The sequence below is a fragment of the Streptomyces sp. NPDC097617 genome (assembly GCF_044761485.1).
GTDB lineage: Bacteria > Actinomycetota > Actinomycetes > Streptomycetales > Streptomycetaceae > Streptomyces.
Genome location: NZ_JBIWCL010000020.1, coordinates 19158 through 32403, shown reverse-complemented (window position 1 = coordinate 32403; position 13246 = coordinate 19158). Strand labels below are relative to the sequence as shown.

The window sequence follows — 13246 nt, the reverse complement described above, 5'->3', positions numbered from 1 at the left end:
CGAGCGCCGGGTGATCCTGCCGGGCGACGGCCCGGCAGGCCACCGAACCCGCACCGGCGGGATATCCGGAACTGCATGTACGTGGGGACTCTGTCCTTCGACCTGCTCCTCGGCGACGTCCACTCGCTGAAGGAGAAACGCTCCGTCGTCCGACCCATCGTCGCCGAGCTCCAGAGGAAGTTCTCCGTGAGCGCGGCCGAGGTGGGCGACCAGGACCTCCACCGCCGGGCGCGGTTGGGAGTCGCCCTGGTCAGCGGGGACGCGGGGTTCCTCTCGGACGTACTGGACCGCTGCGAGCGGCTGGTCGCGGCGCGTCCGGAAGTGGAGCTGCTGTCCGTACGACGGCGCCTCCACGGTGATGAAGACTGACTTATAGCTTGTCTGCAAGACAGAAGAAGGAGACGGACCAGTGGCCGACAATGCGCGGGCGAAGAAGCTGGCGGACCTCATCCGGGAAGTGGTGGCCGAGAAGCTCCTGCGCGGAGTCAAGGACCCCCGCCTCGGTACGCACGTGACCATCACGGACACCCGCGTCACCGGCGACCTGCGGGAGGCCACGGTCTTCTACACGGTCTACGGCGACGACGAGGACCGGGCCAGCGCGGCAGCGGGCCTGGAGAGCGCCAAGGGCGTTCTGCGCTCCGCGGTCGGCCGGGCGGCGGGCACCAAGTTCACGCCCACCCTGACCTTCGTCGCGGACGCCCTCCCGGAGAACGCCAAGACCATCGAGAGCCTCCTCGACAAGGCGCGCTCCTCCGACGCCCAGGTGCGGGAGGTCTCCTCCGGCGCGCAGTACGCCGGCGACGCCGACCCGTACAAGAAGCCGGGCGAGGACGACGAGGACGCAGCCGCGGAATGAGCAGCAACGCAGGGAAGACGCCCGGGGGCACCTCCCGGGCGGAGCCTGGGGGAGGCCTTGTCATTGTCGACAAGCCGTCCGGCTTCACTTCGCACGACGTGGTCGCCAAGATGCGCGGGATCGCCAAGACCCGTCGCGTCGGCCACGCCGGCACGCTCGACCCGATGGCGACCGGTGTGCTGGTCCTGGGCGTGGAGAAGGCCACCAAGCTCCTCGGCCACCTCGCGCTCACGGAGAAGGAGTACCTCGGCACGATCCGCCTGGGCCAGAACACCCTGACGGACGACGCGGAGGGCGAGAACACCTCCTCCACGGACGCCACCGGGGTCACCCGGGAGGCCGTGGACGCGGGTATCGCCAAGCTGTCCGGCGAGATCATGCAGGTCCCGTCCAAGGTCAGCGCCATCAAGATCAAGGGCGTGCGCTCCTACAAGCGCGCCCGCGACGGCGAGGACTTCGAGATCCCGGCCCGGCCGGTGACCATCTCGTCGTTCCAGGTGTACGACATGCGGGAGGCCGAGGCCGAGGACGGCACGAAGGTCGTCGACCTCGTCGTCTCCGTCGTCTGCTCCAGCGGTACGTACATCCGCGCGCTCGCCCGGGACCTGGGCGCCGACCTCGGCGTCGGCGGGCACCTGACCGCGCTGCGCCGCACGCGGGTGGGTCCGTACAAGCTCGACATGGCGCGCACCCTGGACCAGCACCAGGAGGAGCTGACCGTCATGCCCATCGGCGAGGCGGCCGCCGCCGCCTTCCCGCGCTGGGACCTGGACGCCCGGCGGGCGTCGCTGCTCGCGAACGGCGTGCGGATCGACATGCCGCAGGAGTACGAGGCCGGACGCACGGTCGCGGTCTTCGGCCCCGAGGGGCAGCTGCTCGGGCTCGTCGAGAGCAAGAACGGAAAGGCGAAGTCCCTCGCGGTCTTCGTCTGATCCCGATCGTCCACCCGGTCACCGGGTGTTGACGTGGAGCGGTGAGCGCACATGGACTGCCGCTCACCGCTCCACGACCCCCCTCGGGTAGGTCTCTATCCACCCGGACCCCTGGATTCACCCGTCCGAGCAGGCGCTCGGAGTGAATGGAGGGAGCGTAAGGGGGCGCTTTCGCCTCGCGTGCTTTTCGTGCTGATCTTCACCTGCCTACCGTCGGAGCACGGGGCGTTGCGGGGGAGCGGTACGGGGAGTGGTGCGGCCATGGCGGAGCTCGTCAAGATCTGTGATCCCGGCGGGCGGGCGCGCGGCAGCGGATTCGTCGCGGATGACCGCGGGACGGTGGTCACCAGTCACGAGGCCGTCGACGGCCTGACCCGGGTGGTGCTGCACGGGCCGGGACCCGCCGGGCGGACCTGGCTGGCCGAGGCGGCGGACGTCACCGTCCTGCCGGAGCTCGCGCTGGCGCTCGTACGGACCGACGGGCTCGGGGTACGGCCGCTGCCGGTGGCACTGCGCGAGGTGATCGACCCCGGGACGTACGTACGGCTGCCGGCGCGGGGATGGCGGCAGGCGCGGGTGCTCGGGGGCGCGCAGGCCAGCTACCCGGCGGCGGAGGGGACGCACGCCGTGCCCGCGGGCGTGGCCGTGGAACTGGCGATCGGCACGGACGGCCGGGACGCGCTGCGGCTGGGCGGAGAGGCCTGCGGGGGCCCGGTGCTCGACGCCGGTACCGGAGCGGTGCTCGCGGTACTGGGCACCGCTCTGCGGGCGGAGCACCGCTCCGGGGGCTTCGCGGTGGCCCTGCGGGCGGCGGCCGGAGCCGACCCCGACGGCCCGCTTGCCGCCCTCCTGGAGCGCAATGCCGCGACCGTCCCCGGCCACGGCACCGACCTGAACCTCGCCGGTGCGCTGGAGCTGACCGCGACCACGCTCGGCGCCCCCCTCTCGGCGGACGGCCCGGACGGCCCGGAATCCGTGGAGCGCCCGGGCATCGCCGCCGAACTCGCCGCCTTCACCACCGGGGACCACCCGGTCCTCGGCCTGGTCGGGGACCCGGGCACGGGCCGCACCACGGAACTGGCCGCCCTGGCCGTGCGCCGGGCGCGGGGCGCCTGCCCGGCGCCGACGCTGTGGCTGCGCGGCGCGGACCTGCGTGCCGCCGACACCTCCCTGGCCGACGCGGTGACCCGGGCCCTGACGGCGGCGGCCCGCATCGTCGAAGCCCCGTCGCCCCCACGGGCCGCCGACCGCCTCGCCGCCGGGCTTTGCGCCCCCGCGTCATGCTCGGCGTCGGAGGCCGGCCCGCGCGCGGGTGCCGACGGGGTCGAAAGCGCGGCGGGGCGCCGCTCGCGGGGCGCTGACCGCTTCGCCGCCGAGCCTTCCGACACCTCGTCACGTTCGGCGTCCGAGGAGACGTCCCGGCGCGCGTCCGGGGCCGGCGCAGTCGTGCCCGAGCAGCGGCGCGGCCAAGGGGCGCCGAGCCCCGATGCGGTCGTGCCGCAGGAGTGGTGCGGCCGGGCAGGGGCGGGCCCGGGCGCGGGCGGAGCCGTATTCGTCGAGTGGCGCAGCCGGACCGTGGCCGGCGGCGGGGCCGGCTGCGCCGAGGAGACCGGTGCCCCGGCGGGAGCCCACCGCGTCGCGGAGCACCTCGCGCACGTGGTCGCCCGCGCCGGCCGGCCCCTGCTCGTCGTGCTCGACGCCCCGGAGGAGATGCCGCCGGAGCTCGCCCACCGCCTCGCCCCCTGGACCGCCGCCACCGCCGAGTGGCTGCGCGGCACGGGGGCCCGGCTGGTCGTCGCCGCCCGGCCCGAGTACTGGGAACGGGCCGGCGCCCTGTACCCGCCCGAGGCACTGCACACCCCGGCCCGCCCGGCCCGGCGGCTGCCGCCCGCCCTCCCGCTCGCGGACCTCACCGCCGCCGAGGCCGAGACCGCCCGGGCCCGTCTCGGCATCCCCGCCGACGCCGTCCGGGAGGCCGACGCCCGCCACCCGCTCACCCTGCACCTGCTCGCCGGGATCCGCGCCGCCGAGGTCACCGCGGGCCGCCCCGGCCGCGGTGAGGTCTTCGCCGCACACCTGGACCTGCTGTGCCTGCGCGCCGCCGTCCGCATCGCCGCGGCCTGCGCCGACGCCGGGGGCGCCCGGGTGCACGGCCCCGGGGTGCGGCGGCTCGCGACGCGCGTGGCCGGCCGGGTGCACGAGGCCGCCCGGCGCGCGCTGGGGCCCGGGCAGGGGCAGCTGGACCGGGCCGCCTTCGAGGAACTGTTCCCGTGGCGCACCGGCTGGGCCTCCGCCGTACTGACCGAGGGCCTGCTCGTGCCCGCCGGACCCGGCTACCGCTTCGCCCACGAGGAGCTGTCCGACTGGATCCAGGCCGGCCACCTGGACGTTCCCACCGCCCTCGGCCTCCTCGTCCACGGCCCCGCCGGACCCGGACTGCCCGTACCCCGGCACCGGATCGGGCCCGTCCTGGAGGCCCTGCGCCGGCTCGCCCCCGACCCGCTGCGCCGGGAGCTCACCGGGCTGGTCGACCGCCTCAACCACTTCGCCGAGGAACCGGAGCGGGCCACCCCGGACAGCGCCTGGTGGGCCGCCCGGCTGCTGCGCGAGACCCTGCTCAGGACCGCCGATGCCCGCCCCCACCTGCCCGTCCTGCACGCTCTCGCCGAGCACGTGGCCCGCGCCGGCCCGGGGGAGTTCGGCGGCTGGTTCTGGAACCGGCTCCGGCTGCCCGAGCCCGACCGCCTCGACCTGCTGCGCCGCCTGCTGCCCGCCGACCCCGCCGAGGCGGTCCCCGGCGACCGCTACCTCGACGCCGCGGCCCGCCGCCTCGCCCGGGACCCGCAGGGCGCACAGCCGCTGCTCTGCGCCTGGTTCACCGACGGCCGCCGGCTGCGCGGCCGGCCCGGGGCCACCGTCGCCACCGCCGCCCAGGCCCTGCTGCACACCCACCGGGGCCTCGCCGTGGACGACCTCACCGAGGCGCTCGTCACCGCCGCGCACCCCCGCGCCGACGAGCTGCTCGCCGTACTGGCCGAGGAGGAACCCTCCGCCCTGTGCCGGGCCGTCGGCCGCTGGGCCAACGACGAACGGCCCGGGCTTCGGGTCGCGGCCGCCGCCTACGGGCTCGCCACCGCCCCGCACGTACGCACCCCCGCCGACCGCGAGCTGCTGCGCCTCGCCGCCCAGGCCCTGCTCGCCCGCCCCGCCGACGCCACCCTGCACGGCAGCGCGCTCGCGATCCTGCTCCGCGACCCCCAGGTGCGCGGGCGCTACCTCCCCGACGCCCTGGCCTGCTTCCGGGATCCCGAGCTCGGCTCCCGGCTGCCCGCGGAGGCGCTGGTCGCGGCCCTGCCCGTACTGCCCGATCCGGACGAGGTGTTCGCCGCCCTGCGGGCCCGGGCCGACGGGGAGGTGGTGCGGGCCCTGGCCGCGCTGACCACGCCGGGGCTGGCCCGGCGCGCGGGCGACCTCGTACGGGAGCACCTCTCGCGGTGTCCCGGGGACGCGCCGCACGCCGCCTGGTTCGTGGACCGGCGGCTCGACCAGGGTCCGGCCGCCGCCTCGGTGGTGCGGCCGCTGGTCCTGGACCTGCTCCTCGGCGCCCCGGCCGCGGTGCGTGCCGAGCTGGCCGTCGTACTGGCGGCGCCGGGCGGGGAGGCCTCGTACCCGCTGCGCGGGGAGCTCGCCGACACCCTGCTGCGCGAGGAGGCCGATCCGCAGGTGCTCGACGTGTTCCTCGGGGCTCTCGCGGCCGGGACCTCCGGGCGCACCGAGGACCGTACGCGGGAGCTGCTGCGGCGCACCGGGCGGCAGCTGCTGCGGGCCCCGGGCGGGCCGGCGGTCTTCGAGCGGCGGACGGTCGAGCTGGCCCGGGCCGAACCGGCCTTCGGGGCGCTGGTGGCCCGCTGGCTGGCGACGGCGGAGGTGGAGGCGGCGGCCCTGCTGGGGCCGAGCGCCCGCCGGACGGTGGAGACCCTCAGCCGGGCGGCGGAGGATGTGACGTGACGACAGACACGGTGGCCGATCCAGTCAGATGCCGATGCGGGGCACCGGCCACGGGCATGGCAGTCTTAGACCTGCAATCGGCAATCAGTTCAAGGACCAACCGGGTTCGGGCGAGGAGCGGTCACAGTGCAGCGCTGGCGTGGCTTGGAGGACATCCCCCAGGACTGGGGACGCAGCGTCGTCACCATCGGCTCCTACGACGGCGTGCACCGGGGACATCAGCTGATCATCGGACGGGCGGTGGCCACGGCACGTGAGCTCGGCGTCCCGTCCGTGGTGGTCACCTTCGACCCGCACCCGAGCGAGGTGGTCCGCCCCGGCAGCCACCCGCCGATCCTGGCCCCGTACGACCGGCGTGCCGAGCTGATGGCCGGGCTGGGCGTGGACGCGCTGCTGATCCTGCCGTTCACGGCGGAGTTCTCCCAGCTGTCCCCGGCCGACTTCATCGTGAAGGTCCTCGTCGACAAGCTGCACGCGCGGTCCGTCATCGAGGGCCCGAACTTCCGCTTCGGCCACCGGGCCGCCGGAAACGTCGACTTCCTGCGCGAGCTGGGCTCCACGTACGACTACCAGGTCGACGTCGTGGACCTGGTCGAGCGCGGTGAGGCGGGCGGCGGGGTGCCCTTCTCCTCGACGCTGGCCCGCAGGCTCGTCTCGGAGGGCGACATGGACGGCGCGGCCGAGATCCTGGGGCGTCCGCACCGGGTCGAGGGCGTGGTGGTGCGCGGTGCGCAGCGCGGGCGTGAACTCGGCTACCCGACGGCGAACGTCGAGACCCGGCCGCACACCGCGATCCCGGCCGACGGGGTCTACGCGGGCTGGCTGACGGCGGACGGCGAGCGGATGCCCGCGGCGATCTCGGTCGGGACGAACGTGCAGTTCGACGCCACCGAGCGGACCGTGGAGGCCTACGCGATCGACCGTGTGGGGCTGGACCTGTACGGGATGCACGTGGCCGTCGACTTCCTCGCCTACGTGCGGGGGATGGCGAGGTTCGAGTCCCTGGACGGGTTGCTTGAAGCGATCGCGGACGATGTGAAGCGGGCGCGGGTGCTGACGGACGCGTACGACGCGAAGCGCTGACAGACGACGCGGAAGGGCCCGTACCACCTTCGGGGTGGTACGGGCCCTTCCTGCTGTCCGTCGTCAGCCGAGGCGCGGGTCGCGCGGGGGCTGCTGGGGGTGCGGCGGCTGCTGCTGCGGGGCCGGAGGCTGCTGCCAGGGCTGGCCGGGCTGCGGGTACGGCTGACCGTAGGGCTGCGGCGGCTGCTGGTACGGGGGCCGGTCCTGGGGCTGACCGTACGGCTGCGGCTGCGGCTGCGGCTGCGCGGGGGGCTGCTGGTAGGCCGGCTGCGGAGGCTGGGGCTGCTGCTGCGGCGCACCCCAGTGGCCCTGCGGGGCCTGCTGCTGGGCCCGCAGGAAGTCCTCGGCGACCAGCGCGGAGAGGTTGAAGTACGCCTCGCGGGTCTTGGGCCGCATCATGTCGAGATCGACCTCGGCGCCGGCCGCGAGGTGTTCGTCGAAGGGCACGACGACGACACCGCGGCAGCGGGTCTCGAAGTGCTGCACGATGTCCTCGATCTTGATCATCTTGCTGGTCTCGCGGACCCCGGAGATGACGGTGAGGGAGCGCGAGACGAGGTCGGCGTACCCGTGCGCGGAGAGCCAGTCGAGGGTGGTGCTGGCGCTGCTGGCACCGTCGACGGACGGGGTCGAGATGATGATCAGCTGATCGGCCAGGTCCAGGACGCCGCGCATCGCGGAATAGAGGAGCCCGGTGCCCGAGTCGGTGAGGATGATCGGGTACTGGCGGCCCAGCGTCTCGATGACGCGGCGGTAGTCCTCGTCGTTGAAGGTCGTGGAGACGGCCGGGTCCACGTCGTTGGCGATGATCTCCAGACCGGAGGGCGCCTGCGAGGTGAACCGGCGGATGTCCATGTACGAGTGCAGGTACGGGATCGCCTGGACCAGGTCCCGGATCGTGGCACCGGTCTCGCGGCGGACGCGGCGGCCGAGGGTACCGGCGTCGGGGTTCGCGTCGATGGCCAGGATCTTGTCCTGGCGCTCGGTGGCGAGGGTGGCACCGAGGGCGGTGGTGGTCGTGGTCTTGCCCACGCCGCCCTTGAGGCTGATGACGGCGATGCGGTAGCAGGACATGACCGGGGTGCGGATCAGGTCCAGCTTGCGCTGGCGCTCCGCTTCGGCCGCCTTGCCGCCGAAGCGGAACAGGCCGCCGACGCCGTTGTTGTTGTTCTTCGGCTTCTGCTTGTTGCGCAGCAGGCGGTCGGAGGACAGCTCGACGGCGGCGGTGTAGCCCAGCGGCGCCCCGCCGCCGGTCTGGCCGGCGGAGTAGCGCGGGTCGTGCGGCTGCGGTTGCTGCGGTTGCGGCTGGTGCTGCGAGGGCTGCTGACCGGGCCCGGCGGACCACTGCCCGGCGGCGGCGCGGGGGTCGTAGTGCTGCGGCGGGGCGGGGGGCTGCGGCTGGGGAGGTACGGGAGCCGGCGGCGGGAACGCATACGCGTCCGGCGTCCCGAACGCGACCGGCGGCGACGGCGGTTCGCCGACGGGTCCCCCGTACGGGGTCTCCGCGACGGGCGCCGGCGGTGCGTCCGCGGGGGTGACCGGAGCGGGAGCCGGAGCCGGAGCCGGAGCCGGCGGCGCTGCCTGCTCGGCGGGCGGCAGTACGGGCGCGCCCTCGGCGGGAGCGTCCTGCGGTCCGGCCCACGGCGCGGGCGGAGCCTCGGTCACGGGCGCGGCGACCGGCAGCGACGGCAGTGCCGGGTACGGCGTCACCTCGTCGACGGGGGGCAGGGGCGGGAACTGCGTCACGGGCGCGGCGTCGACGAGTTCAGGGGCAGGGGCAGGGGCAGGGGCAGGGGCGGGAGCCGGAGCGGGCTCCGGGGTGACCTCGTCGACCGGAGCCGGGTCCGGCGCGACCGGGAGCGGGGCTTCGAGCGCGGGCGGCGCGTCCTCGACCGGCGCGGGAGCCAGTGCCGGCGCCTCGTCGATGGGGGCGGGAAGCGGGGCCGGGGCTTCGACCGGAGGCGACGCCGGCACCTCGTACGGCAGCGCCGACTCGACCGGTGCCGGAGCCTCGTACACCGGAGCCGGCAGCGCAGGCGCAACCGGAGCCTCGTACGCCGGCGCCACAGGGGCGATCGGAGCCGGTGCGGGCGCCGGGTACCCCGGGGCCATGGCGACCGGGTCCGCGGGGGCGGGCGGGAACGGGGACGGTGATGAGGACGGGAATGGGGACGGCAGGCCCGCGCCGTCGGACGGTGTCCGCGGGGCGGGCGGTGCGATCCGCATCGTCGAGGGCGAATCCAGGTCCGACGGGCGGTGGGGCTCGAAGCCGCTGCCCTCGGGGAGTCCCGGTACCTGCGCGGCCGGGGTCCCGCCCTGCATGTACCAGGCCGGCGGGGTGTAGTCGATGGTGAACTCGCCCGTCACTTCGGGCTCCGCGTCGGACTGATCGTCCGTCGGGACGTCCCACGTCCCGCCGCGCCTCTCGTTCCGATCGCCGCTCACTGGTCCTCCTGGTCTGTCGAACACTGGTCCGGCGCCCACCTCGCCGCGCCCGGACCCAGCCTAATCGCGCCCCGACATCACTGTCCGCCCCCCTCGGGGAGCCGGTTCAGTCGATGCGCCGGGCCCCTCCGAGCAGGCCCGTCTCCGCTTCCGTCCCCTGCGTCATCACGAACTGCCGGTCCCGCGGCGTGCACCACAGGGTGACTCCGTCGCCCAGCGTCGGCAGCGATTCCACCGCCTGCCGCGGGAGCCGCATCAGGCGGCCGATCTGCTCCGCCTCGTCGGGGGACACCCGCTGCACGCCCACCAGGGACGACTGCTGCAACAACCGCGGCGCCGTCGGGCTCAGGTACGGCAGCAGGGTCAGCACCGACTGCCACGGACCGGCCACCACACGCCCGCGCGGCGGCCGCATGCCGCAGTCGCGGATGACCAGCACCGGGCTGCCCGCCGACGCGCCCTGCGGCGGGATCCTGCCCACTTCGTGCAGGGTCACGCACTGCTGTCCGCCGCCCGCCGCCTGGGCCAGCCCGGACCACACCTGGCCGCGTCCGGTCTCCACCGTCACGCGCGCGCCCGTGGCGGCCGCGCGCAGCGCGAGCACCTGCGCCGTCCACAGCCCGCCGATCAGCGTCACCTCGTACGGCGTCGGCCGGTTGATGCCGAGCACCGCCGACCGGCCCTCGGCGTCCACGCCGATGACAACCCCGTCGTCCCCGACGGGCAGCGCCAGCAGGTCCAGGTCCGCGGCGGGCACCACATGCCGCTCGCGTCGCGGGCCGACCAGCCCGAAACCGCCCTTCATCGAGCCCCTCCCAGCGGCAGCGAAGCCAGCAGCCCCGGCACCTGTTCACGGTCGAGCCGTACCAGCCCGGTCTTCACGCCGCGCGCCGTCCTCTCCAACTCCCGGCGTGCCGTGACGAGTTCCTCGTCGCTGCGGCCTGTCACCCGTACGTGTCCGGTCAGCGTGACGCCCTGTCGCTCCGCCGGGGCCATTGTCAGGCTGAAGTTCGTGGCGAGGGTGGGCAGCGAGGTCAGCAGCGCCACGAACTGCGGCAGCGCGGCCGAACCGGCGCCGCCCAGCTGCGGCCAGCGGCCTATCCAGTACGTCGTGTGCCGCCGGTCGTCGCAGCGCCAGGTCCGCGAGGTCTCCTCGGTCCGCCGCCCGGTGCTGGCCGACCGCCCGGCCTGGGTGATCGCCATCGGGTTGGCGCACGAGGACGTGGCGAGCGCCGCCGTCAGTTCCTGCTCGGTCAGCACGGTGGCGGTGAACCCGGATCCGGCCAGCCGGCTCGCCAACTGGTCCGCGGCGCGCACCAGGCACCGCTGGGCGCCGGCCAGGCCGCCGCCGCGCGCGGTGACGGCCTCGGGGCACAGCTCCGGGTCGAGCTTGAGCGCGATCCACGTCAGGCGGACCGCCGGGGTGCCCGTCCGGGCCTGCAGCGGCGCGTAGTTGCGCGTCGCCATCGACCGCTCGGGCAGGTGCGGGGCCGGCGCCGGCTGGGTGTGCTGCACGAGCTGCGCGGACTCCAGCCGGATGCCGTCCACTTCGAGGATGTCCCGTACGACGGTGAGCGGCAGCGGCCGCGCCGCACGGTCGGGCCGCAGCGCGGTGGCGTCCGTGTCCACCTGGACGACCGCGGTCAGGAAGGTCCCGTCACCGATCATGCCGACCGGACGCCGGTCTCGGTCGCTGAAGGTGAGGGTGCGCAGCGCCGGATCGGCCTCGACCAGCGGGGCGAGCCCCGGTTCGGTGCCCGCGGGCACGGTGAAGGCCGCGGCCCGGCGCCGGCGCGAACGCAGCGCGAGCGCGCCGCCGATCCATTCGGGCAGGGAGCGCTGGTGGCGGCGTACGACCGCGAGCACCACCAGGACGAGCGCCAGCACGCCGGTGGGAACCAGCAGCAGTGGTTCGACCACCCAGGCCACCAGCAGCGCCGCTGCCGCGACTTGAAGCAGTACGAGCTGTTGCAGTCGGAACGGACCGAAGCGGCCGGGGCTCGACTTCGGATGCGGCGTCACCCCGCCGCGGGCCGGTGCGGGCGCGCCGCTCTGCTGCTCCGTCGCGGTGGCCATCACTCGCGCACTTCCCCTCTCCGGGGCCGGACCCCATGAGTTCCGGCGCTGCGCGACGATTGCCGCACGGTCCCGGAATCTCCCCAATCCACCCCAACAAGCCCTGATTAACCCGGTGCGGAAGGGGCTGAGCGGCAGCCTCACCCTACCCGGCCCCTGCATACCGTCCGTCAAGAGGCATAGTAGGTGCCCGGTCCGACAATCGAGGCCCGGGGACCGTACTCACCGGCCGGGCCGTGCGGGGAGAAGCAGGCGGTCATGGCATCACGACGTGATGAGCTCAACGCGTACACCTTTGCGAAGCGGCGCACGGTGGCCGCGTTCCTCCAGCCATCCGCCACGGGCACCGAGGAGGGCGCGCCGCGCCCGCTGCGCGCGGTCCTGCCGGGGCTGATCGTCGGCGCGCTGGTGCTCGCCGGATTCGGGGCCTGGGGGATGTTCAAGCCGACGGCCCCCAAGGGCTGGTCGGAACCGGGCACCCGGGTCATCGTCGGCAAGGACTCGACGACCCGGTACGTGGTCCTGACGACGAAGGTGAACGGCAAGGACCAGACCCGGCTGCACCCGGTGCTGAACCTCGCCTCCGCCCGACTCCTCCTGGATCCGTCGAAGTTCAAGGTGATCCAGGTCGAGGACAAGGTCCTGGACGCGGGCAAACCCCCGCGCGGCCCCATCATCGGCATCCCCTACGCCCCCGACCGGCTCCCCTCCAAGGACGACGCGGGCAAGGCCAAGCGCTGGGCCGTCTGCCAGCAGCCGGGCGGCAACGGCCGCGGCGTGCAGACCGCGACCTTCGTTCTCGCCGACCGCGAGGCGGCGAAGACGGACGACGCCCGCAGGCTCACCGACACCCAGTCGCTGTACGTGCAGAGCACCGGTGCGGGCCAGGAGCGCTACCTGATCGACGCGGCGGGGACGAAGTACAAGTTCCCGGAGGGCACCCCGGCCGCCGGGACGATGACCAACGCGCTGGTCGGCACCGGCGCCACTGCGCAGCAGGTCACCCCGGAATGGCTGGGCACCCTCAACTCCGGTGAGGACCTGTCCTTCCCGCCGCTCCCCGGCCGGGCCGGCTCCGATGCCGGGGTCAAGGGCCTGGGCACGGCCGACAACAAGGTCGGCATGGTGCTCGAGGCGCAGACCGGCTCAGGCGCGCAGCACTACGTGGTGCTGCCCGGGAAGGTCGCGCCGGTCTCCGACTTCGTCGCCTGGCTGCTGATCTCGGCGCCCGCGACGGACGGCCTCAACATGCACGGCAAGCCCCGCGAGGTCGACCTCCAGTCGATCAACCCGGACGCCACCCCGTTCGCGGGCGAGGTCAAGTGGCCGCAGAAGAAGACCGACCGGATCAATCAGACGACGCCGCCCGCCGGCACCCAGAGCGGCGGGGGCAACAACCGCGACACCGTCTGCGGCGTCCTGCGCTCGGTCGACGGCCAGGGCAACCAGACCCTGAGCACCTGGGCCGGTACCGGCTTCCCCGTCGACATCACCGCCAGCGGCACCAGCGCGTACGTCACCCCCGGCTCGGGCCTGCTCTACACCCAGGTCCAGGGCAAGCAGACGACGGCCGGCGGCTCGCTCTTCCTGGTCACCGACACCGGCCTGCGCTACGCCGTCCAGGCCAACGGAGACAGCGACGCCGAGAAGTCCAAGATCGGTGCCCCCGACCAGTCGAAGGCCGGTACGGACGTCCGCCCCGAGGCCAGCCAGGCGCAGGTCCGGCTCGGGTACGGCAGCGTCAGCCCGGCCATGGTGCCCATCGCGTGGTCGGAGTTCCTCTCCAAGGGGCCGCGCCTGGACACCAACTCAGCCCGCCAGCCCCAGGGTTCGTGAGGAAGCC

The 13246-nt window shown here is 74.6% G+C and carries 9 protein-coding genes; 6 read left to right on the top strand and 3 right to left on the bottom strand.

What is annotated here, in order from left to right:
• Window positions 1-75: 75 nt before the first annotated feature.
• The 5 genes from ACIQZO_RS27470 to ACIQZO_RS27450 all read left to right on the top strand — a co-directional run bounded on the left by ACIQZO_RS27470 (window position 76) and on the right by ACIQZO_RS27450 (window position 6882).
• Window positions 76-369: a DUF503 domain-containing protein gene (locus ACIQZO_RS27470; RefSeq protein WP_030011580.1), complete on the top strand. Its 294-nt coding sequence runs from the start codon at window positions 76-78 to the stop codon at window positions 367-369.
• 40 nt (window positions 370-409) lie between these two features.
• Complete coding sequence (rbfA, locus tag ACIQZO_RS27465; RefSeq protein ID WP_403631065.1) at window positions 410-859, top strand: 30S ribosome-binding factor RbfA; 450 nt, start codon at window positions 410-412, stop codon at window positions 857-859.
• The gene (truB, locus tag ACIQZO_RS27460; protein WP_403631063.1) at window positions 856-1791 is read left to right on the top strand and encodes a tRNA pseudouridine(55) synthase TruB; all 936 of its coding nucleotides are present in this window, start codon (window positions 856-858) and stop codon (window positions 1789-1791) included. The genes rbfA and truB overlap by 4 nt, the downstream gene beginning before the upstream one ends.
• A 261-nt stretch (window positions 1792-2052) precedes the next feature.
• Window positions 2053-5799 (top strand): serine protease, encoded by a 3747-nt coding sequence (locus ACIQZO_RS27455; protein WP_403631060.1) that lies wholly within the window; start codon window positions 2053-2055, stop codon window positions 5797-5799.
• Window positions 5800-5925: 126 nt separating this feature from the next.
• Window positions 5926-6882, top strand: a complete 957-nt coding sequence (locus tag ACIQZO_RS27450; protein WP_403631058.1) for a bifunctional riboflavin kinase/FAD synthetase — start codon at window positions 5926-5928, stop codon at window positions 6880-6882.
• A gap of 63 nt (window positions 6883-6945) precedes the next feature.
• On the opposite strand, the gene ACIQZO_RS27445 is transcribed toward ACIQZO_RS27450, so the two are convergent.
• The 3 genes from ACIQZO_RS27445 to eccE form a co-directional block, all read right to left on the bottom strand.
• Window positions 6946-9327: an SCO5717 family growth-regulating ATPase gene (locus tag ACIQZO_RS27445; RefSeq protein WP_403631055.1), complete on the bottom strand. Its 2382-nt coding sequence runs from the start codon at window positions 9325-9327 to the stop codon at window positions 6946-6948.
• Window positions 9328-9433: 106 nt separating this feature from the next.
• The gene (locus ACIQZO_RS27440; RefSeq protein ID WP_403631052.1) at window positions 9434-10132 is read right to left on the bottom strand and encodes a hypothetical protein; all 699 of its coding nucleotides are present in this window, start codon (window positions 10130-10132) and stop codon (window positions 9434-9436) included.
• Window positions 10129-11403, bottom strand: coding sequence for a type VII secretion protein EccE (eccE, locus tag ACIQZO_RS27435; protein WP_403631049.1), 1275 nt, complete (start codon window positions 11401-11403; stop codon window positions 10129-10131). Before eccE ends, ACIQZO_RS27440 begins: the two co-directional genes overlap by 4 nt.
• Before the next feature lie 258 nt (window positions 11404-11661).
• Between eccE and eccB the strand changes: the two genes are divergently transcribed.
• Window positions 11662-13239, top strand: coding sequence for a type VII secretion protein EccB (eccB, locus tag ACIQZO_RS27430; protein WP_403631046.1), 1578 nt, complete (start codon window positions 11662-11664; stop codon window positions 13237-13239).
• Window positions 13240-13246 lie beyond the last annotated feature (7 nt).

Bases quoted from the DNA above. Each gene is read 5' to 3' on its own strand.
- eccE (WP_403631049.1), bottom strand. From the start codon at position 11,403: ATGGCCACCGCGACGGAGCAGCAGAGCGGCGCGCCCGCACCGGCCCGC.
- truB (WP_403631063.1), top strand. From the start codon at position 856: ATGAGCAGCAACGCAGGGAAGACGCCCGGGGGCACCTCCCGGGCGGAG.
- ACIQZO_RS27455 (WP_403631060.1), top strand. From the start codon at position 2,053: ATGGCGGAGCTCGTCAAGATCTGTGATCCCGGCGGGCGGGCGCGCGGC.
- ACIQZO_RS27440 (WP_403631052.1), bottom strand. From the start codon at position 10,132: ATGAAGGGCGGTTTCGGGCTGGTCGGCCCGCGACGCGAGCGGCATGTG.
- eccB (WP_403631046.1), top strand. From the start codon at position 11,662: ATGGCATCACGACGTGATGAGCTCAACGCGTACACCTTTGCGAAGCGG.
- ACIQZO_RS27470 (WP_030011580.1), top strand. From the start codon at position 76: ATGTACGTGGGGACTCTGTCCTTCGACCTGCTCCTCGGCGACGTCCAC.